25 protein-coding genes are annotated in these 23,684 nt (G+C 41.1%); 11 read left to right on the top strand and 14 right to left on the bottom strand.

The window, feature by feature from the left end:
* Nucleotides 1-19 precede the first annotated feature (19 nt).
* From AC4CU3_RS16925 to AC4CU3_RS16910, 4 genes are read left to right on the top strand one after another with little or no spacing between them, the layout of a single operon-like run.
* Complete coding sequence (locus AC4CU3_RS16925) at nt 20-349, top strand: hypothetical protein (protein WP_490738421.1); 330 nt, start codon at nt 20-22, stop codon at nt 347-349.
* Nucleotides 321-848 carry a hypothetical protein gene (locus tag AC4CU3_RS16920; RefSeq protein ID WP_490738420.1) on the top strand — a complete coding sequence of 176 codons (528 nt, stop codon included), beginning with the start codon at nt 321-323 and terminating at the stop codon, nt 846-848. The genes AC4CU3_RS16925 and AC4CU3_RS16920 overlap by 29 nt, the downstream gene beginning before the upstream one ends.
* Nucleotides 841-1,002, top strand: coding sequence for a hypothetical protein (locus AC4CU3_RS16915; RefSeq protein WP_490738419.1), 162 nt, complete (start codon nt 841-843; stop codon nt 1,000-1,002). The genes AC4CU3_RS16920 and AC4CU3_RS16915 overlap by 8 nt, the downstream gene beginning before the upstream one ends.
* Entirely contained in the window at nt 1,003-1,281 is a 279-nt protein-coding gene (locus AC4CU3_RS16910) for a DNA-binding protein (protein WP_125280172.1), read from the top strand.
* On the opposite strand, the gene AC4CU3_RS16905 is transcribed toward AC4CU3_RS16910, so the two are convergent.
* A complete protein-coding gene (locus AC4CU3_RS16905; protein ID WP_125280173.1) occupies nt 1,278-2,297 on the bottom strand; it encodes a tyrosine-type recombinase/integrase in 1,020 nt (339 codons plus the stop codon). The genes AC4CU3_RS16910 and AC4CU3_RS16905 overlap by 4 nt on opposite strands.
* Nucleotides 2,298-2,578: 281 nt before the next feature.
* Here AC4CU3_RS16905 and tusD point away from each other — a divergent pair, with 281 nt between their 5' ends.
* Genes tusD through AC4CU3_RS16885 form a run of 4 tightly spaced genes read left to right on the top strand, consistent with a single transcriptional unit; the run spans nt 2,579 to nt 3,960 of the window.
* On the top strand, nt 2,579-2,947 hold the full coding sequence (gene tusD / locus AC4CU3_RS16900) for a sulfurtransferase complex subunit TusD (protein ID WP_058869535.1): 369 nt from the start codon (nt 2,579-2,581) through the stop codon (nt 2,945-2,947).
* Between the two features lie 44 nt (nt 2,948-2,991).
* A complete protein-coding gene (locus AC4CU3_RS16895) occupies nt 2,992-3,342 on the top strand; it encodes a hypothetical protein (protein WP_010326623.1) in 351 nt (116 codons plus the stop codon).
* A gap of 10 nt (nt 3,343-3,352) precedes the next feature.
* Nucleotides 3,353-3,634 carry a DsrH/TusB family sulfur metabolism protein gene (locus tag AC4CU3_RS16890; RefSeq protein ID WP_178928006.1) on the top strand — a complete coding sequence of 94 codons (282 nt, stop codon included), beginning with the start codon at nt 3,353-3,355 and terminating at the stop codon, nt 3,632-3,634.
* Between the two features lie 14 nt (nt 3,635-3,648).
* Nucleotides 3,649-3,960, top strand: coding sequence for a TusE/DsrC/DsvC family sulfur relay protein (locus tag AC4CU3_RS16885; RefSeq protein WP_004979945.1), 312 nt, complete (start codon nt 3,649-3,651; stop codon nt 3,958-3,960).
* 2 nt (nt 3,961-3,962) lie between these two features.
* Here the strand turns inward: AC4CU3_RS16885 and AC4CU3_RS16880 are convergent, their stop codons facing one another.
* From AC4CU3_RS16880 to AC4CU3_RS16870, 3 genes are all read right to left on the bottom strand, one after another.
* On the bottom strand, nt 3,963-4,451 hold the full coding sequence (locus tag AC4CU3_RS16880; RefSeq protein WP_279043719.1) for a winged helix-turn-helix transcriptional regulator: 489 nt from the start codon (nt 4,449-4,451) through the stop codon (nt 3,963-3,965).
* Between the two features lie 133 nt (nt 4,452-4,584).
* Nucleotides 4,585-6,726, bottom strand: a complete 2,142-nt coding sequence (gene mtlD / locus AC4CU3_RS16875; protein WP_279043720.1) for a bifunctional mannitol-1-phosphate dehydrogenase/phosphatase — start codon at nt 6,724-6,726, stop codon at nt 4,585-4,587.
* Nucleotides 6,727-6,930: 204 nt separating this feature from the next.
* Nucleotides 6,931-7,830, bottom strand: coding sequence for a LysR substrate-binding domain-containing protein (locus tag AC4CU3_RS16870; RefSeq protein ID WP_279043721.1), 900 nt, complete (start codon nt 7,828-7,830; stop codon nt 6,931-6,933).
* A gap of 100 nt (nt 7,831-7,930) precedes the next feature.
* Here AC4CU3_RS16870 and AC4CU3_RS16865 point away from each other — a divergent pair, with 100 nt between their 5' ends.
* Nucleotides 7,931-8,347 carry a CidA/LrgA family protein gene (locus AC4CU3_RS16865; RefSeq protein ID WP_126036331.1) on the top strand — a complete coding sequence of 139 codons (417 nt, stop codon included), beginning with the start codon at nt 7,931-7,933 and terminating at the stop codon, nt 8,345-8,347.
* 9 nt (nt 8,348-8,356) lie between these two features.
* The gene (locus AC4CU3_RS16860) at nt 8,357-9,058 is read left to right on the top strand and encodes an LrgB family protein (RefSeq protein ID WP_279043722.1); all 702 of its coding nucleotides are present in this window, start codon (nt 8,357-8,359) and stop codon (nt 9,056-9,058) included.
* A gap of 19 nt (nt 9,059-9,077) precedes the next feature.
* Here AC4CU3_RS16860 and AC4CU3_RS16855 read toward each other — a convergent pair whose 3' ends face one another.
* The 10 genes from AC4CU3_RS16855 to AC4CU3_RS16810 form a co-directional block, all read right to left on the bottom strand.
* Nucleotides 9,078-10,304 (bottom strand): MFS transporter, encoded by a 1,227-nt coding sequence (locus AC4CU3_RS16855; RefSeq protein WP_279043723.1) that lies wholly within the window; start codon nt 10,302-10,304, stop codon nt 9,078-9,080.
* 75 nt (nt 10,305-10,379) lie between these two features.
* On the bottom strand, nt 10,380-12,746 hold the full coding sequence (locus AC4CU3_RS16850) for a TonB-dependent receptor (RefSeq protein ID WP_279043724.1): 2,367 nt from the start codon (nt 12,744-12,746) through the stop codon (nt 10,380-10,382).
* Between the two features lie 15 nt (nt 12,747-12,761).
* The gene (locus tag AC4CU3_RS16845; protein ID WP_279043725.1) at nt 12,762-14,021 is read right to left on the bottom strand and encodes an MFS transporter; all 1,260 of its coding nucleotides are present in this window, start codon (nt 14,019-14,021) and stop codon (nt 12,762-12,764) included.
* Nucleotides 14,009-14,389, bottom strand: a complete 381-nt coding sequence (locus AC4CU3_RS16840) for a hypothetical protein (protein ID WP_078389738.1) — start codon at nt 14,387-14,389, stop codon at nt 14,009-14,011. Before AC4CU3_RS16840 ends, AC4CU3_RS16845 begins: the two co-directional genes overlap by 13 nt.
* Nucleotides 14,386-15,030, bottom strand: coding sequence for a GNAT family N-acetyltransferase (locus AC4CU3_RS16835; RefSeq protein ID WP_159151481.1), 645 nt, complete (start codon nt 15,028-15,030; stop codon nt 14,386-14,388). The genes AC4CU3_RS16840 and AC4CU3_RS16835 overlap by 4 nt, the downstream gene beginning before the upstream one ends.
* A gap of 28 nt (nt 15,031-15,058) precedes the next feature.
* Entirely contained in the window at nt 15,059-16,894 is a 1,836-nt protein-coding gene (locus AC4CU3_RS16830; protein ID WP_279043726.1) for an IucA/IucC family protein, read from the bottom strand.
* Nucleotides 16,891-18,342 (bottom strand): SidA/IucD/PvdA family monooxygenase, encoded by a 1,452-nt coding sequence (locus tag AC4CU3_RS16825; protein WP_279043727.1) that lies wholly within the window; start codon nt 18,340-18,342, stop codon nt 16,891-16,893. Before AC4CU3_RS16825 ends, AC4CU3_RS16830 begins: the two co-directional genes overlap by 4 nt.
* The gene (locus AC4CU3_RS16820) at nt 18,335-20,119 is read right to left on the bottom strand and encodes an IucA/IucC family protein (protein ID WP_279043728.1); all 1,785 of its coding nucleotides are present in this window, start codon (nt 20,117-20,119) and stop codon (nt 18,335-18,337) included. Before AC4CU3_RS16820 ends, AC4CU3_RS16825 begins: the two co-directional genes overlap by 8 nt.
* Nucleotides 20,120-20,535: 416 nt before the next feature.
* A complete protein-coding gene (ybaK, locus tag AC4CU3_RS16815) occupies nt 20,536-21,003 on the bottom strand; it encodes a Cys-tRNA(Pro) deacylase (RefSeq protein ID WP_279043729.1) in 468 nt (155 codons plus the stop codon).
* 167 nt (nt 21,004-21,170) lie between these two features.
* Nucleotides 21,171-22,367, bottom strand: coding sequence for an alkane 1-monooxygenase (locus tag AC4CU3_RS16810; RefSeq protein WP_279043730.1), 1,197 nt, complete (start codon nt 22,365-22,367; stop codon nt 21,171-21,173).
* Between the two features lie 169 nt (nt 22,368-22,536).
* Between AC4CU3_RS16810 and AC4CU3_RS16805 the strand changes: the two genes are divergently transcribed.
* Nucleotides 22,537-23,469 carry a helix-turn-helix transcriptional regulator gene (locus AC4CU3_RS16805; RefSeq protein ID WP_279043731.1) on the top strand — a complete coding sequence of 311 codons (933 nt, stop codon included), beginning with the start codon at nt 22,537-22,539 and terminating at the stop codon, nt 23,467-23,469.
* The last annotated feature ends 215 nt before the right edge of the window (nt 23,470-23,684 follow it).

The following is a 23,684-nucleotide window of genomic DNA, read 5'->3' as shown; positions in this document are numbered from 1 at the left end:
TGCTCAGCGAGGTGAAGTGATGGATGTTCAAAAACAAGATGATTTAATCAAAGAGGCTTTTGAAATTGAAGCAGAGGAAATTGGTTTCTGCTTAGATCAATTATGGGGAGATTATGAAAACCCTTATGAAAACAGTGATACTGCCCTAGCGTTTAATTTGTTTAAAAAAGGTTGGTTAGCCAAAACCCAAGCGGTGCCGGAAGGGTTTGTTTTGGTTGATAAGCATCAACTTGCTCAACTTATGGCAAATATGGACAGTTTTGGTAAAAAAGCACTTGGTGACGATTATGTGAGTTTTGCAGATATTGCAGAAGTATTGGATGAAGCACGGGAGCCAGCCAATGACTAAGCAAACCTGTTTTTACAAAATTGAAGATACTGAAACCTTGGCGAAAATTGATGCTTTTATGGATAAGCGTGATGCTTTTTATGAGCAAGTTACAAAGCTTTGTAAGCACTATGGTTTTGAAATGCATCAAACGCATGACAGCATTCAAAATGGTCTTCGTTTCTTCAACATGTCGGCAGACCCAAAGGCTGAAATTGACAAAACAAAATGGAAAACATCAAAGCATAAAAGTGGTTATTTAGCTATTTTGCCTCGTGCTACTGCCAAAGAACACAAGGCTGAATATGATGCCATGAAGCCAAAGTCTATGACTTACGATGAGTTGAACAAGATTATTCTGGCTGAAGAAGTCCTGCCTTGGGGTTCTGGTTATGGCTTGTCTTGGAAAAAGGGCGAATATTTTAAGTTCGAAACATCGCTAAAGGTTGCGCCAGTAGCTATTGAGATTCTGGGCAGTGAGTATCGAAAAGCTGATGTGGAGGACAAGGCCAATGACTGAAATTCAACAAACAAATGTCGACAAAGAATTAGAGATCAATAAGCAAGTAAACCTGATCGATCAGTTCATCCAAAGCGGTGAATTTGATAAGGCTTTTAAAGATGTGTTTGGGTTACCTGAAACGGTAGTAAAAAGTTTAAAGGAGGTGTCTTGAATGGCTCGTTACACCATCACTGTTGAAGCCGAAAGACCGCCTCAAATCATGTTAGGTCAGACTATTGGCGGTGCAACAGTGAAGGAGCTTAAAGAGGTTGATGTCGAATTGGTTTCAGCTTCTCACCTAGCTCAGAAATACAACTTGTCAGTGACCACGATTCGGGAAAAGTTAGCCCCGATTAATCAAGGCACACAAGGCAAGGCGCTATACAATCCACGCCTTGCACATGACTTGCTGACCGTGAAAGTTAAAAGAGGCAGACCGAGAGCTAATTAGCTCTCACTGTCATTAAACATTTCCACCAGGTCTTGAGCATCTGGATTGTAATAAGTGTTCACCAGCATCGAAATCGTCTTGTGGCCTGTAATCTTGGCCAACACTTCTACCGGTAATTTCCTTACTTTCACCATTCTTGTAATAGCTTCATGTCGCGAGTCATGGAAGTTGATATGCGGCAGCCCTGCTCTTTTCTTAGCTCGAACCCATGTGGCGCAACATTGATCTTTATCAATTGGCAAAAGTTGATTATTGGTTTTAGGCAGTAATGATAAAAGTCGTTTCGCTTCCTTAGATAATGGAACGTTTCGGGATTCACCATTTTTAGTCATCGGTAAATGCACAAAGCCTTCTTTAATATCCTGTCTTTTCATGGCAAGGATTTCACCCTGACGCATTGCGGTTTCCAAAGCAAATAGGAATGCCCAGGCTACATAATGACGTGATGTTTCAGGTGTGGTGATTCCATCCCAACTTAACGCCTTGAGCATTAAAGCCTGATCTTCCTCAGTGATACGCTGACTTCTTGATTTTTCTTTGCCTGGCATCGTGACTGAATGCCACACATTGGAATCAATCAGAAATAGTTCTTTCATGGCATAAGTGAACACGGCTGAATAAATCGCATGCTCATTCCTGAGTGTTGCCACCTTTACTTCTTTCTTACGGTTATTTCGCCATTCTGCAATATCGGCAGGCTTAAAGTCATAAATAGACTTGTCTGCTAAATTTGGTGCAATTCGATCAAGGTTTTTTATTTTGAAATTGATTGTTCGTGCGGATCGCATGTGTCGACCATGCTCTTGATAGTATTTGGCGCATAGATCCCTAAATGGATAAGCAGGCTTTTCACCTTGTTCGATTGCTTTTTTGTTAGATCGAAGCTCGGACAATTTATCCATCGCCCAAAGCTCACATTCTTTTGCAGAGTCTTTGGTAGTCGAATAACGCTTATTTTGATAAGTCACAGTGATGCGCCAGCTGTTGCCGCGCTGAATCGGTTTGGGTAGTTTCATTTCTTGGTGCAGATTTGGTGCAGATTGCTTTTTATTCTATCTATAAAGTAAAAAAATAAAAGGAAATAGAGGGGATTTTGTGCAGATATGTCAGAGGTTTAGTGATGGTATTTGATTGATACATGGTTTTAAATTATTGTTTTTATTAGTTTAATTTTATTTTTACTTTTAATTTTTGTCTTATTTTTAGAAAAGATCATCTAAAATCATTGTATACTACCTTTTTATTATGAAGTCCGAATGTACCAAGCAAGCTTTGGACATTCCTCTAGTGAAGTTTGATGAGTACTTTATTACTAATTACCTCCGCACCGAGTTCAATTCATGCATGGCATGCTCTAGGTTTAGCACAAGCACTGCATGCGAAAAATGAACCCTTTCGAGTGTTTTTCTACCAAGATGCTGTTCAGGTTGCCAATGCTCTGCAATGGGTACCTGACGACCAACGGAATCTATGTTCTGAGTGGCAAAAACTCGCTATTCGCCTACCCGTTTGTGTAAGTGCAGCCTTGGCTCGAGGAATTACCGATGCCGAAAATGCACAGCGTCATCAGCTAGCACAGCATAATCTTGCTACAGGTTTTGACTTGGTAGGCCTAGGGGAACTGGCCGATGCCGTTCAATCTGCAGAGCGCTTAATTCAATTCTAAGTGCTATGTTTTCAAGAATTTGTTGCTTTTAAAAGGTATATTGTGTGAAATCTGTACTGGTTATTTTAACCCAAGCCAATTTGAACTCTTTGCAAGTGCATGAAAGCCTGTCTGCAACGATGGTTCTTGCGACTTTTGGCTGTGAAGTCAAAGTCCTATTACAAGATGCTGCACTCAGCTTATTAAACAATGCTCAGTCATTTGAACCCTTAAAGCATGCGTTTAAACTGGCTTCAAACATGGTTGATAGCTTTGAATTTTATGATCTAAGCCCAATTTGGATTGAAACCAAGAATCAAGCTTCTGCTTTTGTTCAACAAACTGAGCAAGAAATTGAATGTGTTGAACTCAATGCCAATTTAATACAACAGTTTGACCATGTATTGTATTGGTAAGGAAACAATTATGAGCAAAACACTTTATCTCGTGCAGTCTCCATTTTCCGCAACGGAACAAGCGCTGAGTAAATTACAAAACCTGTATCAATCAGGGGATGATGTGGTTTTAATGGGAGATGCAACCCTTTATATAGAGCATACTTTTATTCAGCAGTTGCCTTGTATATTTGTGCTTGAGCAGGATGCTGAAAATATAGCTGCTGCCCATCCAAGCAACCTAGAAACCATCAGCTATGTTAGGTTTGCTGAGCTATGCTTAAGCCATAGTCGTTGTATCAGTTTAAAATAATTTTGAGTGTTTAGATGAATTTAGAATTAGACCAAGATGGCCATTTAGTCGATTACACCATTTGGAATCAAGAGGTTGCAAAAGAGTTAGCAAAGTCTTTAGAGCTTGAATTGACCGATTGGCACTTTGAAATCCTTATGGCAGTGCGTCAATTTTACCAACAGTTTGGACACTCACCTGCAACACGTCCGTTGATTAAGTTTTTAATGAAAACAGTCAGTGCAGACATCAACAATGCCATACTGCAAGAAAAGTTTAATACTGGGCTTGTAGCGCGCCATCTGAGTCGTTTGGCAGGCGTGCCAAAACCTGCAAACTGTTTATAAACTTAAGCTTGTTTAATGTCTGATTGAGCTGCTAAAGCATCGACATAAACCTGTGTCGGTATCGCTTTTATGTCTTTGGCATGTATCGCATCACCGCATTCGTTACAAACCAAATGTGGCTGAATGCTATGCCCACAGGTTTTATGGATAAATTGCACGGGACGACCTAAGCCTTCGTCCATCCATTGATCGGCCCATGTTGCCATGGACATCAGCACTGGGTATAAAGCCAAACCTTTTTCAGTCAGACAATATTCAAAGCGCTCTTGGCGGTCTGTATAGGGTCTTTTCTCCAAAATATTATGTTCAACTAAGCGCTTTAAACGCTCAGAAAGCACATGACGAGTGACACCTAAGTTTTGTTGAAAACTTTCAAAACGGCGTGCACCTAAGAATGCATTTCGTAAAATCAACATCGTCCAGCGATCGCCAATCACCGACAGCGTTCGTGCTATTGAACACGGTTGTTCCCCGATCTCATCCCATTTCATTGTAAAAAACCAAGTCTCTCTTAGGTCTAACGTTAAAAGATTTAAGACCATAAGAAAAGCTCTTTTTACCCAGCTTTTCTTATGTTGTTTTAACATTTTAGACGGCTCAAAGACATCTGAAAGTCATAAAGACTTAAGCACAGCTCATTTCAGTATTTTGAGGTTGGTCAGGGATCATAAAATCTTCCATTCCCAGCTCACCTTTTTGATATTCATTGAGACGTTTTTGAATGACATAATACAGCGCCTTTTTGTGCGCTTTTGACAGGTTCATCTGTTGAAGTTGTTGCTTCAAATGCCCTAACAACACATCTATGGGCTGTTCCTCTTCTTCCATCAAATACAAATAGCCAAAGATAGCACCACTTAATAGTGCTTCAAAAGAAAATCCATGCGAGACATTGTACGCGACCGATGAAAATACACGTTCAAATGCACTCAACTTACGCAGTGGATCACGCCCAACCCGACTACATGGGTCTTTATAGGCATACTGGCAAGATTGATCAAAACTTCGGGCCAAACGCGTTAAATCATTTTTGCGTTTTGGCAGATAATGCGCCAGACCTTGCGTCACTTCTGCAAGCAGTTTTTCAACGTAGTACTGTACTCGCGGGTCGCCCATCGCTACACCAATAGTCTGATGCCCGAGTAGGCTTGCATACCACGCAGTCATGGCATGTACGCCATTCCATAAGCGGTTTTTAATGAGCTGAATATCTGAAATTTGATCTACCAAGATCATTTGACGCATTTTACTAAGTAAGGGACTTTTGTTTTCCACATAGATTGGCATATCCATTTCAGCATTGAAAAGAATTAAATCCATATGCTGTAAAATATGACTCGGTTGAAAATTTTGTCTTAAATCTTCTACATATTCACTGGCACGGCGCTCTTGTTCTGCACTCAGTTTACTGACATCTTCAACTTCAATTTGATTACTCTCGTCATCAAGTTGATATTGCTTAAAAATATTGTATTTAATACACAGTTGACGATAAAGATTTTTATCGCTCAACTTAGATACCATACGGTTCACAACCGTATCGCAGAAATAGTGTTGCTCTAAAATAAAGTCGGCAACAGCATGGTCTGTTAACTCTACCAATGCTTTACGTACTTGCTCTAGAACCAACTGCTTAGCACCAATTTTATTTAAGATAATTAACAACGTCAGTGGCGTTTGAACTTGCTCATCTTGCGCCAGATAGCGTGCATAGAGACCCTGTGCAATGATTGCTGCTTCACTGGCTAAAGCATTTTCAGCTAAACAAATCGCAATTAAACTCGACTCGACGTACATGGTATGCATCTGCTGTAAGTCTTCAGCATCGATAATATGCATATTTTCAATACGTTCATCATAAGACACCTGTCCATAACGAATACAATACGCCCCAAAAGCGTTGACAGCTGAACGGTATAAACTGTTGCGTGTAGATGCATAGATTTTTTTAGGACGCGTGTAACCATCCCAATGCGACAAAATTTGTGCAATATAGCCTCCGCCAATGGCACCAAATCCATGAACCCCGACGGTCAGTTGATTTAAAGTTTGAGGAAAGCTTTCTTGTAAATTGGGCATTTCCAGATGCGAGCTATAGATATCTAATTCCATTAGATAGTCATACATATTTTCGAAATAATAATTGGCATGTGCCAACATATTTGCATTGGGTTCTTTAATATCTTTGAACAGTACACAGATACCCCCAGCATCATATGCCGAGCGGATACCATTTTCAGAGTCTTCAAACATAAAACACTGCGCAGGTTCAAGGTTTAGTTTTTGCGCTGCACTTAAAAAAATTTCAGGATGTGGTTTTCCCTTTTCAACCTCATCACCACAGATCAAAACATCAAAAAACTTATAAACATTGGCATTGATTAAATACTCTTCAGCAATCGCTCTTCGGCTAGAAGTCGCCACGGCCATACGTAATCCTGCTTTACGTAAGCGTTCTAGAACTTGTACCAAACCTTTTTTAATCGGCACACCATATTGGCGCACTGTTTCTAATTCTAATTCATCTGCCCGTTTACGAATCTCTGCATAGGGAACTTCCTGTCCATATTGCTTTTGCGCCAAGGCTTCCGCACTTCGGGCGCTTAAGCCTAAACATGCCATAAGGTAGGCATCTGAAAACTCGACCCCAATTAGCTCTTTGGATGCCTGTTTCAAGGTTTGAAACCGTAAACGCTCGGTATCAAACATTGTTCCATCCATGTCAAAAAGCGCACCGTGCACAATATCATTCTTAAATTTAAACATTTAGCCTCCGTTTTTATGTTTGCACTTAGACTATACAAAAATCGGGCACAGAGACTTTGATCTGATTTTATGAAACATTTTTGTTTATTTATTAATCAATAAATTGGTATTTAGACATTTTTTGTAAGCATAAGGTAACACTATGTAATCAAAACGTAACCAGAGTGATCATTTTTTAATAAAGCGTGTCTAAAGATGAAATATCTAAAAATGAATTTGATCTTTATATTCATCAATGATCGATAACCATGCGCGTGTTGCAGGATTCATCACTACGGTTGAATTCCATGCCATATTTAAGTTCCAACGTAAGCTGGGTTGTTCCACTAAACTGACACTGAATTTTGCGCGATCTAACTGCTCACAATAAATTTGCGGCAATAAAGCAATGCCGACACCTGACTCGACCATTTTGGCAATAAAGTCCCACTGGCTACTTTTGCATAACACTTTGGGTTCAAAACCAGCCGCCATCGCAGCATCTAGAATCACATGATTTAAAGTAAAGGTGTCTGCATATAGTAGAAAGGATTCTTCTTGAAGTTCAGCAAACTGCACCACATCGCGCTTTCTCCACTGCGAATCGTAGTTGGAAAGCAAACACAACGGTGAATCGATAATTTGAATACCTTGAATACTGGGTTTTAACTCGCCCAATAAAATCCCAACGTCAATTTTTTTGGCCAAAATCGCTTCTTCAATGCCTGTCGCGCCGACTTCTAAAAAGTTCAATTCAATGTTGGGATACAATTTGTGGAATTTAACGATTAAGGAACTCAGCAGTACTGAACCTAATGGTGGCAAACCCAACCTCAACACACCTTGTTTCAGCCCACGAATTTGATCTGCTGCTTCAAAGATATGTTGCTCCTGCTGCAAAATCTGCAGGGCATGCAGATAGACTTGTTCTCCCATATAGGTCAGTTTGACTTCTCGCTTGCGCCCTGCTTCACCTTTATGAAATAGAGGCAGTCCTATCTCGTCTTCTAACTGTTTTAAAGATTTACTAATAGTAGGTTGAGTCACAGATAGTTCCTCCGCAGCAAGACTAAAACTGTGACTTTTCACCAGCTGCACAAATATTCTTAGAGTTTTAAAATCCAAAATTATTCCAATTAAGCATAATTATTATTTTATTATTCATAATTACACGATCAGGTCAAACTTAAAATAACACCAACAACTTATACCCTGTGGTCTTCCAATGCATTCGTTCAAATTACCTTATCGTTCTACTCTTCAAGTAGGTTTGCTGATTGGTATTTGGTATATCGGAACGCTGATACAAATCGCCCTGTCTTTACCGATATCAGGTGGGGTCGTAGGTCTAACGCTTTTACTTATTTCTCTGTTAGCGGGTGTATTTAAGCTGGACTGGATTAAGTCAGGTTCGGATCTACTTTTAGCTGAACTGTTATTGTTTTTTATTCCTTGTATTATTGGCTTAATCAAATATAAACATCTTTTTCTCACTCAAGGTTGGCAACTGGTTTTATCTATTGTACTTGGGACCATTTGCGTTATGACCTGCACTGCTTACTGTGTTTTCTTGGGCTTTAAGCTTGAAGCCAAGTTTCAAAAAAAGCCGAAGCAATCACATCAGCTGAAAAGTCAAATTTAAGGAACGATCATGCATATTCATTTCGTTGCCTTGATCTGTTTTATCGGAACGGTACTGGCCTATCTTTGGGGTAAAAAGTTTTATCAGAAACACCCGTATGTATTGCTCTCACCAGCGGTTTTTATTCCCTGTCTGATTATTTTATGTCTGGTGTTTTTCAACATTCAGTATGACAACTATATGTATTACAGCAAATGGTTAGTCTGGATGTTAGGTCCTGCAACGGTCGCATTTGCCATCCCGATCTATGAATATCGCAAAGTCATTCAGCAGCATGCTTTTTCGATTGCTTTAGGGATTATCGTGGGTATGCTGGTTGGCGTAGTCAGCTCTTTTTACTTGGCACGGTTGTTCCATTTCGATGACGCAACCAGTTATAGTTTGATGAGCCGCTCTATCTCTACCCCTTTTGCCATGGAAGTCACTCAAGCCGTCGGAGGCTCAGTCGAGCTGGTGATTTTATTCACTGTGATTACGGGGATCGTTGGTGGACTCTTGGCCAACACCGTATTACTTGTTCTAAAATTGGATTCTAAATTTGCTCAAGGTGCATCCTTGGGTAGTGCCGCACATGGTTTTGGTACCAGTACTGCGTTCAAACGTCATAAAGAAGAAGGTGTCGCGGCCTGCCTCAGTATGGTTTTGGCCGGTATTTTCATGGTGCTGTTTGGCCCAAGTTTAATTCACGCTGTCGTTTATCTTCTTGGTTAAACATTCTCAATAAAGAATCTCATACCACACTACTGAGATCCTTGTTGGCTTGTATATGTTTAAAGCTAAAGTACATCATCAGCCCCGTCATCAACGCCAATAAAAAATAATAGGGTAAATGTTGATTCCATTGATATAAGCCTGTACTTAGTAAAGGTGCAAAAACGAAACTCAGTGCTTGCGTAGCTGTGCATAAACTGGCAATTTTAGTTTGTAGCGTGGCTGGTGCGGTTTGCGCTGCCCCCGTGGTAAAAGCTGGAATTAAACAGGCCACGGCGATACCATAAAAAATATAAGCTGCTTGGAAAGTCCAAATCTGACTGGCACTCAGTGAAAGTAATAAACCTAAAACCATCGTCACAAGACCGATCCAAAGTAATTGTTTAATTGACCATTTAAACCATTTTGAAATCGCTAGTTGCATCAAAACCAGTGCTATCCCCACAATCAATGAACACTGAGAAAAATACATTGCACTTTGGTAGGTATCAAAATGGAATCGATCTTGGATATAAAAACCCGCAGTTAAATTCAGGGTAACAATAGCGACATATAAGCTAAAGCCCAGCAATAACCAAATCCCTAACTTTGACCATTGTAGCTTTTCCGTAGGCACGTCTTGTAATTTAGCTATGGTTTCATCCCGTTCTTGTGTCTGTGATGCTTGTTTACCTTGAAAGCCTAGTACAATCCAAGCCGCCATAGCCGTTAAAATAGCCACCGCACCCCATAACGGTGTCAACATACTCCATGTCAGCAATAATGTCGTCGCTAAAGGACCAATCACCACGCCTAAGCTGTTTAGTGCGCCAAACTTGGCCATGTTTTGGCTACGTTCCTGCTCACTTTGAAAAGCCGTCATAACATAACTTTGCAGCGCAATTTGTGGCATCGCCATAAAAAAGCCAGTACTGGCACGGGTCAATATCAGTAAGCTAAACAAAACAATAAACGACATGGAATAAATCAGCCCATAGCTGAGTACCGCCGCAAATAAGCCCCAAGTGATCGCCATACCGATAAAACCGATACTTAACAATTGATAAATGCTGAATTTTTGAGTTTGTTTAGAAATATAAATAGCTGAAATGGCCATCACCAAAGCACCAGCCGAAACCAATGCTCCACCTTGCAGTTCAGTCAGCCCCAGTTGCCGAATAAACGGTGCAAGTAAAGGTAAAATCATCGAAAAACAAGCGCCATTGGCAAGGCTGCCTGCAATAAAGATTTTGTTATTGCTATTCATTTTATTATTTAAACCATTTCTTAAAGCGAGATTACAAAGCAAAGAGGTAGCTGAAAGCTACCTCTGGTTGTGCAATTAATATTTTAATGTATAGCTCAGACCATAGGTTCGACCTTGAGCTGCTAAGCTTGAAATGGCGCCATAGGTTGGTGCGACAGCCTGACTAAATACAGTTTTATAGTCTGCATTCCATACGTTATACACACCAAAGCCCACAGTACCAGAACCTGCTTTGGCATTGGCTATAACGTCCATTGTTGCGAAACCTTTGATTTCAGCAGGAAGCGTTGAACCATACTTTACCGCATCTTTTTTGGCTTTATCTGTACCACCGATAGCAAGAGATTGAACGCGCAGGCTCATATCGTTGTTAAACTGCCACTCAGAAAATGCCGTGCCTTTCAGTGGTGCAACACGAATTGCGTCTAGCTCTTGCCACTTTCCTGCGGTATTTTTAAACTGTCCGCGGGTATAAGCCATGGTTCCACCCACTGTCCAATTCGGTTGTAGTCGATAGGATATATTTCCTTCAACCCCATAAACGCGCTCGTCCGTATCAATTACTTCAATGTTGTAGTTTGGAATACCGTTGAACTTAACCACCTTGTCTGAATCATTATAGAAAGCTGTTAGCCCCAAATTCGAACCTGATTCACCTTGCAAACGCCAACCCAACTCATAGTTAATGACTTTAATCGGCTCAATATTATTGCTCGTTACTACAAAACTGGCTGGTACATCGCGAAGCATACGTTGTACATCTGGTAAGCTAAAGCCCTGTGAAAAATTCGCAAAGACTTGCTGAGCATCGGTTAAATGGAAAACACCACCGATATTAAATAAAGTTGCATCGTGCTTAATCTTTCCACCTTTTAGAGCCTTAGCATCATAGCCATAACCTAATTCTGCCAAAATATCGGCAGGAATAGCTTCTCGATATGGTGTTGAATCAGAGACTTCACTATCAATTCTTTCATGGCGAATACCCGCTTGCATGTTGAAGCGATCTGTCAGGTTATAATCACCTTGCAAGTAGAAACCGAGTTTATTATTTTCAAAATCAGGTCCAAATTTATAATCTTTGACTGCGGTATGCTTTAAACCATTACTATTATAGAAATCATCAAAGTCATAACGGGTTACATACGCTTTGTTTTTTTCATTTTCATAGTCCACACCATAATTCAAGTTTAAAATACGGTCATTGAGCGTAAAGTCTTTACTCAACATCAAACGTGTACCAGCAACATCAATTTCATTAGAGGATTGCACTACACCATAACCATAACGAATTGCATTTAGAAAATCTGGTGACCTTGGGTCTGCATAGTTCGGATAAAGTTGTGCTAATGCACCATTTAAAGAGCTATTACCAAGTGGTGAAACTGTTGGGAACCAACGGCCTTTTTCTTTACGGTAATAAGCCTCTGCATTTAAAGCATGTCCCAAGATATCCTCATTTTGATATTGAGTATTAACACCCCATCTTTCAGTCTGTGGCTGCTCAGACAATTCTAGACCTTTGACTGCTTTTAAAGACGGCGCTGTTCTAAAAATAAGATTGGCTAAATTATAAGGACCGTATGTACCATAGTCTGCCCCATATTCGCTGTCTTGTTCATCTTTAAAATATTGCGCACCAAAACTTAAGCTTTGACTATCTGAAATATTCCACGTCAAACGACCATTGAGGTCTAATGTGTCCGTATCTTGGCGGTCTGTCTGTGCAACCTCAGGTCCTATGCGATTGCCATGGCTATCCTGAATTTCACCGCGAGTGGTGTAACTTGCACCGAAAGCTCCTTGCAATGCACCTTGATTAAATAAGACACTTTGTGATGCTTCATAAGCCATAGCATCTGATTTAAAGTTATTACCCGCCGTTACCCCAATTTTAGTTTCAAAGCTAATTGGGTCTTGACCACCACGTTTAGTAATAATATTAATAATCCCGCCTGTTGCTCCAGAGCCATAAATACTGGTCGCCCCTGAAACCACCTCAATACGTTCAATCATAGACGGTTGAATGCTATTTAGTTGGCGCGAACCATCACGTGAACCCGTTTGTGGCACCCCATCAATCATATACTGCACCACACGACCACGCATGGTCATGCCATAGTTTGAGGTTGTTCCGCTACTCGGTGTAAGGGATGGAACCAGTGTTCCCAAAATATCGGCAATGCTCTTGCCAGCATTGGCCTGTTTTTCAATTTCAGCTTGATCTATGCTATAAACGGTGCCCGCAATGTCCGCAATACTCTTTGCAGAGCGGGTTGCTGTCACCACAATCGGTGCGAGTTGTGTGGTTTCTTTTTGTTGGGCCCCAACACTACTTGTCTGACTTGCTGAATTTGTTAGAACGTTATCTTGAGCATATAACTGTGTACATACAGCCAGTGTTAAACAAGTCAACTGCATAGGTAACATAAAACGGTTCATTTCTTTTTCCTTTTATTAAATTTCTTGATTCAACAGTTTTTGTTGAGTTTTTTGATGACGTGCAATGATGTATTGGCTCAGTAGTACACTGACTACAGATGCAACCGCCAACACCACATAAAAATTGCCATAGCCAAGTGATTTGGCTAAAAAGCCCGATGCGGCTCCCCCGATGAAATAAACCAACAGTTCAAAACACACCAAGATGGTGAAGTCGGTGCCTGCCTGTTCTTTGGAACTGCTTTGCATGAAATAGGCATATAACGAAGTCATCGCGACATAACGAATCGCAAGCATAACAATGACAAATCCCCCCAAGAGCAAATGCCAATGGTTTAACCAGCCCAAAATAATGGCTGCGCCAATCACCCCATACAATGCTGTTCGGCACCACCCCGCCCAAATAAGCAACTGTGTAGCCTGAATTTTTTTCAATAAAAATGCGGCACTCACAGCCGCCAACAAACCAACACCTGCTCCAATCACAGACATCAGCACCCCAATTTGGGCAAGCGTCCATTTCTGGTCAATCAGCATTGGATTGAGCATCGCCATTGCAGGTGCTTCAACCACGCGATAGCACAAAATCAGTGCTAAGGCCGATAAAATCTCAGGTCGTTTAAAAGCACGGATTAAGCTAGGCGCTTGTTTGGCAATATTTGTCTGTTCGTTTGTATTTTCTTGAATATAAAAAACAGCAAACATTGTTAAAGCGGTCATGAGCGCTAAACATACCAATGCACTTTCCCAGCCATAGTACTGGTAGAGCCACAGTGTAGCTGCGCCCCCCAACATACTCCCCAAAGCGACTCCTATACTCTGAGCCATACTGCCTAGGCGGTAATCAGACGCTGAAAAAGTTTCTACGGTATAACCATCTATGGCAATGTCTTGGGTCGCCGCAAAGCTTGAAATCCACAGGCCAATCACAACAAACACCGCGAGGCCGTAAGAGAACTGGGTAAAGGCCAAGGCCAATACCCCAAGTACCAAGGCTACTTGCGTAAAGAGCAACCATGTTTTTCGTTTACCTAACTTTTTGATATAAAGCCGGTCGATGAGTGGCGCCCATAAGAACTTAAACGCCCATGGAATATAAAGCAGCGACAGCATTCCAATCCAACGTAAATCTACCCCCTGATGTCGTAAAATAGCGGGCAATGCCACATTGTAAAAATACAAAGGCAAGGCATGTGCCAGATATAAAACAATGACAACAGCTAAGCTCAAAGCTGAGATTTGGCGTGTTGCTCTTTGTGTATTTAGGTTTTGCATATCCACCTCTGCACTGCCCATTGCAGTGCATCAGAATGATCAAGTGTGACGTAGTAAGGCACCCGCCATGCAGCATGCAGTGAAGGTGTATTCAGTCGTTGTTGATCGGTTGGGTCTTGTGCAATTCGAACCAGACCCAAGCAGTATTGAAAAAAAAGTTGTTTGTATTTTTTGTACCAAACCGCTTGCAGTTGACGGTATTCCTCAGGAAATTCCGTACCGATATCGGTTTGCATGACCAAAACAAAGTTCTGTTTCTTTAATAAAAAACGTTCAACTTGACTGAGCCATTGTTCAAATTCGGCAACAGTGACATGCGCTGAAAAGCGCATGTCCATGATTTGTATATGTTCTGAGCTATAGCTCATGTAAGTTCCTCAGTCCTATTGAGTGGGTTATGGTTTTGCATAAATGCATTTGAATCAGTTAAATACCCTCCAAATTTTTCATAGAATTTTTGTTTAAAGCAGTAATACAACATGGCCGTTTTTTCAGGCATTGGGATCAAGCGCTGCGCCTCATAGCACATTTCTTCCACTACTGCGGCATAAGGTTTAACGGTGTGGTCAGGCTCCCCGACAATTTTGTCGGAAGGTGCATTTTCAAAAATATAAAAACCTAATAGCCGCATCACTGGACGCAAGTAGCCTTTACCGAAAGCCGACTTTTCACCAAACAATAAATGCCAACCGAGGTCTAAATCATCACCATCGTAATAACGTCCTAGACGGTCACGCTTACCTTCATAGATTTCGGTATAACCCACATCCTGTCCATCCACCCCAACGATCAACAAACGGTGATGGTCATCGACCAGCATTTTTTCAAAATACACCGCGAGATCAATTTCAGACTTATTCAGCTGCCATTGTGGAATAACATGAGGCTCATGCATCCATTTATGTAACAGTGCTAAGTCCTGCGGATACTGTACTTGGCGCAAGTAAAATTGCGTCTCATTCTCATAGTATTCGTAAAAATCGGGAAGTTGCTGTGAAAGTGTTTTCATATGGTAGCCTGCTAAATTTTTTGGTTTTTTATGATGCGATACGCCTTGTGGTTGTATCGTCAGTTGATTTAGATACCTGCTCTGACCATCGTTTTAAGGTTTCAGGGCTGACAGGATTGGCAATTGGATCTAAAAATACAGGGACAGGACGTTCTGCTTCATCGTTATAACTTGTGGTAAATAGACGCACTCGGTTTAAACAAATTTTTTCAAATTCGGCTCTAAAAATGGCAAATTTTTCAATACGTTCTGCCAACTCCGGATGCTCCTGATGGAAAGCATCAATGACCGATGAAATGGTCTGCCAAAATTCAACTTCGCTATGCTCAGGGTGGTCTTGTAGAAATACATTACAGATATAGCGGTAATGCACCATAAGCAGTCCAGTGAAAATAAAATGGCTGAGTTCATGCGCAGGATGACGCAGTAAAATTTGCCCTTCGATAGGTAAACTTGCCAATTCTGGAAAGTCTTCATCAACCAAATTGATATCATCAATAAAGTCTTTCAGCACCATTTTCTGCGGTACGCCATTGGCATGAATGAGCATGGTATTTTCCCCATGTGGAGAAAAAGCCAAGCCATATTTGTACAAGCAGATTAAGAGTGGAGTGACCGATACCTCGGCAAAGCGTTTTAACCACTGTAATGGACTCAAACCCGACGCCTGAATCAACACGGCTAATATCGACTGTCCGTTGATGTCTCGATGTAATAAAGCCGCTTGAGAAAGTGCCTGTTCACCTGTTCCAATCACTGGATCTACACTTTCACGCCACAAACACCCAAACAGTTCTTTAAATTGATACGGCGCGCCGTCAATCTGATCAAAACAAGGCTGATGAATGGTCAAGGTTGCCACTTCACCTAAGAATGCAACGCCAGACTGTTTCAAGTCTGGATCTTGAGTTTGAATCTGCTTTAACCAAGCTGTGACGGCTGGAGCTGCTAAATTTCGTTTAGACGGCAACCCACGATACACCGCAGTATTGAAGATACTGACAGGCAATTTGACATAATGACGCTCAGGCTGACTGATGTTGCAAAGCGTACGAATCGACTGCATAGGTACATAGTCATCTTGCCCAACGCCTAGTTCAATAATGCGCTGATCCACGATTTCATTGGCATAGGTTGGCACTAACCATTGATGCCACTGCCATGCATGTACTGGAATGAGGAAATAATCACGACAAGAGCAACCTCTCTCATGTAATTTTTGTTCAAAATTTGCGAGTTCTTCTGCACTTAACTCATATTGATAAAGTCTCCCTGCTTGCCACTCCTCGGTGGAACGGAACTCTGCCAAATCACGATGCACCGCGAGCCACAGCACTTTGACCGTTGGTGAAAGTTCAGGAGCGGCACTTAAGTAGTCGTCATAACCAAAACCCATACGACCTTTGCTCATAATCAACCACGGATGACCACGGAGCATACCTTCAATTTCATGATGCGATGCCGTCAATGCTGCTTCACTGCTTAAACGACTTTCATCAAATAAATGCGCCTCGGCTAACCATGTATTGTTCATTTCTTTGATGAGATATGCCTTGGTAAAAGGCTTCACTTCGGTTTGATTTGAAAACGCGCGAATAAAAGTATGTAAGTTCCATGCAGGCAGGTCTTCAGCCACGCTCAACTCACGTGCTGAACCCTCCTCAATCTGCCAATGTCCCAATAAATAGTTTTGTGCTTTAAAAGTATAGGTTTGATCATCCAACGTCAGCTGGTAACGATTGTTCTTTAAATCGGTCACTTGAATAATTTCTTCATATAAAAATTCAGCAATCGCCATTTCAATTAAGCGCTGTCCTGCCAAACGCCACTGTTTCTGATTCACTTGAAGTTGTGCAAAGCTCATATGATTTTCTCGAATGTATAAGGCTGCATAGAGGGATGTGCCCCTGTTTGTATTTTGCGCTGCTCAATATTTTTTGATTTAGGAATCGATGGTGCTAAAGCAGCTGTTCGTGTAATAGATGTGTCATTCTGCACATACATTTCAGGGTTCTGCTCAGCGTTGAAATGCTGAAAGGTCTCTTCATTACTGTCCAGCTCATAAAGCTGATAACCCAGTAGTTGATTGGCAATGGTCGCAGCACGAAATGCGCCTAGGCCTAAATCTGGTGTACCTACACCATGACTGTGCATTTCTTGGTTTTGCACATAAATTTCACCCATTGCTGTATGCTGCAAGCGATAGTCTTGGCTCACTTTCCAACGCCCGGCTTGATCTGTTGTAATCAAGGGCTTTAAGTATTTTAAAAATGAAAACTCAGGGCTGTAATAACCTGTAGATGCCACTACAAAATCAACATCCATATAAAAACGTTGCTCGGTTACGGTATGTTCAAGGCTCAAGCGAATCTGCTGACTTTCCAGTAACTCAGCATCAAGCAACTGAATTTGTGCATGCAAATGTGTTGCTTGTGTAGCAGAGGCAATACTACGGTGGTAAAGTTTTTGGTAAATCTCACGTATGGTTTTGACACTAATGCCTTTGTACAGCAAGCTTTGATCTTTTAACTGCGCTGCTTTTTGTGTTTCTGAGAGTCTATAAAAATGTTGGGTGTAGTTCGGACTAAAATGTTCCAAGCCCAATGGTGCATATTCCATCGGGAAAAAACCGTTGGAACGTGTCAGCCAATGCAGCTTAAAGTCAGCCGTTGGCACACAGTCATGTTGATACTGCTGATCAAACAAATCTAAAAAGACTTCAGCAGAAGACTGTCCTGAGCCTAAAACTATGACATTGCCTTTGAGCTTGCTTTTTTTATGGGTTAAGTACTCTGCTGAATGAATACATTTTTCAGGGACTTGTTGTTGTAACTTACGCAGACATTCAGGCAAATAAGGCTGGTTGCCCGAACCAATCACCAAGTTTCGACACAAGTAACGAATAAAACGGCCACCTTGCTCAACCACCACCTCAAAACCTTCGCTTTTGGCATAAATGGCCTTCACCGTCGATTGGTACTGTATATGACCCAGTTGATCTGCCACCCATTGGCAATAATGGTTATATTCACGGCGCGGAATATGAGGCTGCTCAAGGAAGTAGAACTTATATAAGCGCTGCTGTGATTTTAGGTAATTCAAAAAACTTAACGGACTGGTCGGATCGACCATCGACACCAAATCCGCCATGAATGGAACTTGCAAGACCGTATTGGGAAGTTGCATACCTGCATGCCAGTCAAACTGCGCTTTTTTTTCAAAAAACAGATAGTTCAATTCAGTCTTTTCATGCAACAAACTGGCTAGGCTTAAGTTAAATGGCCCAAGGCCAATCGCAATAAAATCAAGCATAGAGGGCATCCTCTTGTTTGATATAGAGCGGATTGGCTAACTGAATATAGACAGACTGATTTTCAACGGGTGCAATCAATTCATCTAGTTCATATAAACGGGTCAGTAAGTTTCCCTTATAAGGCAGCGTCGGTTGATACAACAGACTTTGAATCAAACTACTCTGTGGATAGTGTTTCAACAGGTCAAAGAGATGTTGCTGTAAAGCAGACAGTAAATCTTGCTCACTTACAAACCCTGTTGCACCGATGGCATTGATGATGCCAAACAAGGTATTACCAAAGAAATAATAACTAAAACGTTCATCGACAAAAGCCTTTGAACCTACCGCATGGGCTTTATCATGTAGTTCTGGAAATTGTTGTAAAATTTCACCTGCGAATTCTTCGATATAGTAAAAACCTTGATTGTCCCGTAGCCATAGCCACTGTGGCCAGCCATCTTTCAACTCAACCAAGACATTTTGCTGATGCGACTCAAAGGCCATACCATAACGATGGTAGACGTACATGAGTGGGCTCAGACTGATGTTTAAAAAGGTCTTAAACCAATCATGTGCGATTTTCGCCTTATCCTCCAATTTTTGTTGAGATGCAATCTGATCAAATAATGCATTAAAACGATTACGTTCTTCTACGGGATGATCCTGACACAATGAAGCAATACACGTGACCTGCTGTTCAGGAGTAAATAGCTGATCACGTACAATACAAATCGTTTCATCAATGATTTCACCATCCAACTGAAGAGCAATCCATGCAGGATCATTGACCGCTTTTAGAGTTGGACATTGCTTTAAGATACTTTGCCCTAACTCACTGTGCCAAAGTCGATGGGTCATTTCACCACGGTGACATTCTTTTGCTAAATTGACGCGGATAGAGTTGGTAATCATCACTGAAAGCGATGGTTTTAACATCCACGGCGCGTTAAAGCTCGCCAAAGTACGTACAGAAGTGGTTGGAGAAAATATCCATGCTTTTTCACCCAAATCGATGATTTTCAGTTTAGCCTTTAAACTTTTAAACCATGCTTTACTTTGTAAATAGCGGGCTTGCCATGGATGCAGTGGTAGCAGTTTGTAATGTGCATATGCAGCTAAGGTTTCAAGTTCCGATTCAGACAAATGCCATTTGATTTCTTGTTTAAGTTGCTCTGAAAAAGCCTGCTCAAGCGCTGTTCCTTCCGCAACATATTCAGATGCCACCAGCCAATAATGCAGTTGGGTCTGCCCACAAGCTTCGGGGGAATATTTTTGCCAGTCTTCATGGACAAAACCTGTTCGGCTTTTCGGTGCAGGATGCATGCTATGACCTAAAATCAAAGCCTGTTCAGACTCTATAAAACCTTGCTCAAGTTGTACGAGCGCATCAAAATCCTCTGCCCGAATATTTAAAAACTGTTGTAATGCATCACGACTTTGAATCCAACGCTCAACCAAGGATGCAGCATCGACAAGGTCTTCGGATTGTTGCACTAACTCTTCTAGTAACAGACTGACCATGGCTGCTGCGCTAAACTTAAGCTTTTGGCCTTTTTGAAAAATTTGCGGTAAAGCCGCAATACGATGTCGCCCAACACGACTGACATAGCTTAACGGAACAAAAAGCTGTGCTTGGATTAAACTCAGTGGCAAAGATAACAGCGTCAAACCTTGGCTAAACGCGAGTTGAGTTGAATTTTGTTGATACTTCTCAAACAAGCTCGCCTTGCCTGTTTCTTGTGAGTATGCATTGACAAGATGCTGCATCGCCAAGCGATTGGCTAGCTCTTTCATCTGACCATTTCCTCTTTTTAAAGCTTATTCCAAGCTCATTTCATGTAATTATGTTTCTTAAAGATGTTCACGTTGGCCAACGCTGCAGAAAGTATATTAATGGTAATTATTATCATTTATCTTTGCAATTTTGTTTACTTTTGAAAATATACGCACTACACCAACATATATTATTGTTTTTTAATACTTTTAAAAATTTAATCAGTTTTTCTAATAAAGCCTATACGAAATTACACCATAGCTTTAAATGATAGTTTATGAATTTATAATTGATTCGAACTATAAAATTTCCCTATATTTCATAAGGAAAAGGCCATTCAGTCCCCTGAATGGGCTTTCATTTGTGCTCAAATTAATACTCAAAAGAACTCAAGACTAAATTAATATAGATAAAGCAGCGAAGACGTCACTATTCTTTATTCATCCAGTACATCAGCAAAAGTGGCTGAAAGTACTTTTGCTAAATCCTGTGGTTTTAAACCGATATCTAAGCCGCGCTTCCCCCCACTGACATATAATTTTTCCAACTGTACTGCGCTTTGGTCTATCACGGTTTTTAACCTTTTTTTCTGTCCAACAGGACTAATCCCACCGACCAAATAACCTGTCAGTCGTTCTGCATCTTTAGGGTCGGACATTTTTAGTTTTTTTGCCCCCACTGCCTGTGCAACTTTTTTTAAATTTAAGTGATGATGTACAGGAAGAATCGCAACAAAATAGTTTTTTTCGTCGGTCACCAACAGTGTTTTAAATACCTCTTCGACACGTAGATTTAATTTTTCTGCGGCTTCAAGCCCAAAGCTTTTTGCATTGGCATCATGTTCATACTCATGAATAGAAAAATCGATTTTATTGGCTTTTAAAAGTTTGGTTGCAGGTGTCATTTCTGTTCAATATTTTCACTACATACCCAACATTATATGCCTATTCAAAAAGAAAGTTTAGCGGTACGCATTTCATGAGCATCGAACTTACAGGCACTCAACAAATCAATGACTGTAAGTTCGATGTCAACTATGTATTCAGCTTGCTAGCGCTGAAATATCGCAGTTTAGTCAGCACTTAATCCAAATTTCTTAAAGATTTGAGCACGGCGCTTTGGCAAGATATTGGCTTTGGTCAAATTACCTTCGTAGTGATCGAACACTCGTTGATCCATCATTTTAAACCACAGCTTTGGAATTAACGCTGGAATTAACATCGTGGCATAACCACTCGGTAGCTCAGGGGCTTCATCAAAATGTCTTAAGGCCTGAAATGGGCGGGTTGGATAGGCATGATGATCTGAATGGCGTTGTAACTGGTATAAGAATAAGTTAGTCACAATGTTGTTATTATTCCAGCTGTGTTCTGGCATGGTTCGCGCATAGCTGCCATCTTCTTTTTGGCTACGCTTTAAACCATAGTGTTCGATATAATTAATAATTTCAAACAGACTCACGCCATAAAATGCTTGTGTCACTAGATATGGCGTCACTTTTTTACCAAACAACTTCAACATGCTTGCATGAAAACCAGCACTCATCGCCCATCCATGAAATAGTTCATTTTCTTTGGAGAAGAAAGACAGTCCTTTTCGTTTTAGGCGCTTATGTTCAATTTCAACAGCCGACTTCAGCCCACCGAAAACGGTGCGTGGCCAAAACTCATAAAAAGTCTCCCCCATTTTCGATGAAGCAGGATCTTCTGGCGTTGCAGCACGTTTATGATGCCCATAAGGGTGCTCAATGCGGAAATGGTTGTAGACCAACGGCGCTAAAGTCATGTGTGACCAATAATGATCTGATTTTTTAGGACGGTGACACAGCTCATGTGCTGTATTCACTGCTACTCCATTAATTGCCCCCATGGAAACACCCAATAATATTTGGTCGAGCATCGATACATTTTGGCGAGTCACCACATAACCTGCAAACAAATTGGCTGCCATTTGTAGCGGAATGAACAATTTCACAATACGGTCATAGTACGGGTCATTTACCAAGACCTTAATTTCATCATCCGAAGGATTATTTTCATCTGCACCGACCAGACCATCTACCGCAGGAATAATGACATGCAGTAACAGCGGCCCACCCAAAGCGAAGATTTTCTTAGTGGGTTTCGGACCAAAATGATAGCCCGCTAAAATGCCCATGCCAATCACAGGAAGTCCAGGACTCAATAACCAGCCAAAACGCTTTTTATCGATCCCTGCTGCATTTTTGACGACCACGCTAGCATTCGTCATTTTCACTGATGCATTCATTACCATTCTTCCAATTTTCTTGTTATGCCTTTATATTTCTAGAAATGGGTCATAAAGAACAGTTGCTAACGTCCAAGAAAACAGCGTAATCGTCCTTGGCCTGAAATGACTTAAATTGACCCTAAATCAAATATTAAGCCCAAGAAATAAAGACTAGAAACCGTAAAGTATGGATGCTTTAAGTAAAATTTTTGAAGATATACACCTCAACCAATCTGAATACCTCTACCTTAAACCGTATGGTGAGTGGGCTTTTCGCTATACCGAACAATCCACCATGATGGCCTATGCGGTACTTCAAGGACAATTCACCATTTGTTTAGATGCTAAACAAATTATTCTTGCTGAAGTCGGAGACTTGATCTTACTGCCTTCAGGGCCAAGCCATGAGTGTCGCTCCTCAACTACCGACCAACTGTTAGAAGTATTCGATATTTCTGACTTATTTGCTCAAAATCAACACAAAGAAGTCACTTTTGGGAGTGATGCGACACAACAAAAAACCGTGATCTTGGCCTTACATGCACATATGGACCCCATTATGGCGCGTCCGCTGGTACAAGCCTTACCCGCGTTTATTCACCTTCAACACCAAGATCTCAGCACTGTACCTGAATGGTTACAAATTGGGCTGCAGTTTCTCGCTCTAGAAGTCCAACGTATACGCCCAGGTCGCGACAAAATTTTGGATCATTTGGTGAGTATTTTATTAATTGAATGTGTACGTGATTATATTGACGCGCTGCAAGACTCGAACAATTGGCTGAGTGCTTTATCTCATCCTGAATTATCCAATGCTCTTGCAAAAATTCATGCGGAACCTGCACAGCCTTGGACAGTTGAGTCCCTTGCAGAACAGTGTTGTATGTCACGGTCTAAATTTGCCACATTGTTTAGCCAAATTTTAGGCACTAGCCCTTTGGCTTATTTGCAACAACACCGTCTGCGTTTAGCCGCCCAATACCTGCGTAATGGACAAGGAACCATTCAGCAAATTGCACATCGGGTCGGATACAACTCAGAAACGGCTTTTAGCCAAAGCTTTAAACGACAGTATCAAATGAGCCCAAGCCAATATAGAAATAATCCAAACCCAACTTAAAGTGCCCGTCCTTAATGGTTTAATAGCAATCTTCTCTAAGCTTATGTCTTTGTCCATCAAGATAAATACCCTGAACTTGCAGACAAAGATTAGCATCTTGTGAAAATCACACTATAATATCCCGCATCCTTGCTAGAGATGGCTTCAAACCACTGCTTGTTTGTTCTTTTTCGCTCTAGCCACACTTTTTTAAGTCCAATTTCCATCCGTGATTC

The organism is Acinetobacter sp. 802_lipA (assembly GCF_058242885.1).
Note: the sequence above shows the minus strand (reverse complement) of the source record. Positions and strands in the feature narration are given on the sequence as shown.